The 1570-nt window shown below is 64.7% G+C and carries 2 protein-coding genes and 1 pseudogene; 2 read left to right on the top strand and 1 reads right to left on the bottom strand.

Annotation, left to right across the window (positions count from 1 at the left end; genetic code table 11):
* Positions 1-173: 173 nt before the first annotated feature.
* Positions 174-815, bottom strand: a pseudogene (locus tag AB0E05_RS36400) (helix-turn-helix transcriptional regulator); the annotation flags it as partial.
* 107 nt (positions 816-922) lie between these two features.
* On the opposite strand from AB0E05_RS36400, the gene AB0E05_RS36395 reads away from it, so the two are divergent.
* Positions 923-1165, top strand: coding sequence for a hypothetical protein (locus AB0E05_RS36395; RefSeq protein WP_361971903.1), 243 nt, complete (start codon positions 923-925; stop codon positions 1163-1165).
* A 44-nt stretch (positions 1166-1209) separates the two neighbouring features.
* Positions 1210-1479: a hypothetical protein gene (locus AB0E05_RS36390; protein WP_361971901.1), complete on the top strand. Its 270-nt coding sequence runs from the start codon at positions 1210-1212 to the stop codon at positions 1477-1479.
* Positions 1480-1570 lie beyond the last annotated feature (91 nt).

The raw sequence follows: 1570 nt of genomic DNA, 5'->3' as shown, positions 1-1570 counted from the left end.
AAACGCTCGGCTGGGAAACCCCAGCCGAGCGCCTCGCTAAGCTCCTGGCAACAGCCAGATGATCACTGTGTTGCGACGACCCCTGGAATTCGCCGTGCGCGGCCGGGGCCAAAGGGTGTGTGGCGTCGGGTGAAGCGGAGCGTCGTCGGCACCCAGCGGATCACACAGCCCTAGAGCGGCAGATCGAAGGGGTGGTGTTCACCCATCTCGAAGGGCGCAACCTGGACGACGGTGTTCGGCATCTCCGCGAACTCAAGCAGCTCGTTGAACTGCTGCTCCATCACGGCATTCCCACCCACGGGTCGACGGAGACAGCTCTCGTCCAGCACCACGAAAACCAACGGCGGTGGGTTGCGAAGGAGCGCTGCCTGCCGTCGCTCTACGAGCGCCACCCGATCACTGCCCTGTTCAGGTGTGACCGCTCCCCGCTTGACGACGCTGTCAGCCAGGGCCTTTGCATACTTCGAAGTCTGAAGCAGCCCCGGCAAGACGCCCACTTCGTACAGCCGGATTTCCACCGCTCGGCTCTCGTACCCGAGGTACTCGGGCATCCCCTCCAGCCAAGCCGTTTGCCGCACCGCCAGACACTGGCGTTCGAGCCGGCCTTCGGTGCCGAACACACGATCGGCGGTCCGCGCGAACCGCGGAGTTGGAGCCCGCCGACCAGATTCCACGGCGGAGATGCGCGTCCCCGAGCAGCCCATCAGATCGGCCAGCTCGTCCTGCGTCAAGCCTCGCTCGTCCCGCAGGATGCGTAAACGTTGACCGAACGCCGCTTTCGGCGACTCCTCGGGGTTGAGTTCTTCACGGTTCAACGTGATTCACCTAACTCCCTCAGCAGTTGGAGCAAGTTGAAGACCATTCCGCTGTGAGTCACGCTGAAATCGCTTGGTAGTGGGGGCACTACAGAACGGAGTGTCATATGACCAACGACAATGCACGCACGCCCCGACAGGAACTCGCCGTAGGCAAACTCGCTTTCGACATCGTCATGAAACGCGTGGGCGTGATCATGGCGAAGTACCCCACCCGCTACTACCTCCGCCCTCCCCGCGGCGGTTGCGAATGGGAAGCCCCGCCCAGCGAACTCCGTCCCGCCACCACCGCCGACCTGATCTCGCCCGCGCTCGCGGAGGTCAACACCAGTAGCCGGCACTCGGTGTGACGGCTTGGGCATATGGCAAAAGAGGAGAGGAAAGGAGGAGCCCCTTGTCAAACGCCGAACCCGCCAACGTCACCCCGGACGGAACACGCATGGTCCGCCTCTGGGACAGCAACGCCCCGCACCGCGTCGTCGTCACCCCGCGCGCCGCATTCACCCGGTTCCTGGGCCTCGCGATGGACGACGGCTACCGGCACCTGGAGGCGACGGACGAGGAGATGACGGCCTCCGCGAGCGCGGCCCGTACCGCGGTGGACGGCCAGGAGGGCATACTCCCCGACCTCCCACCGCGCTCCCCGTACGGCATCGAGGACTAGTAGTGCTTCGTTAGGTTCTGTGTCTGGTTCGGTTGTGGGGTAGGGGTCGGTTGCAGGTGGTGCAGGTGCCGGTCCAGCCCTTGAGGAGGTG

Origin of the sequence: Streptomyces sp. NPDC048057 (assembly GCF_040653095.1) — a bacterium.
Lineage (GTDB): Bacteria > Actinomycetota > Actinomycetes > Streptomycetales > Streptomycetaceae > Streptomyces.
This window is presented reverse-complemented; position numbering and strand designations above follow the sequence as displayed.

Excerpts from the sequence above, each read along its gene's own strand:
- AB0E05_RS36395 (WP_361971903.1), top strand. The coding sequence starts at position 923 with ATGACCAACGACAATGCACGCACGCCCCGACAGGAACTCGCCGTAGGC.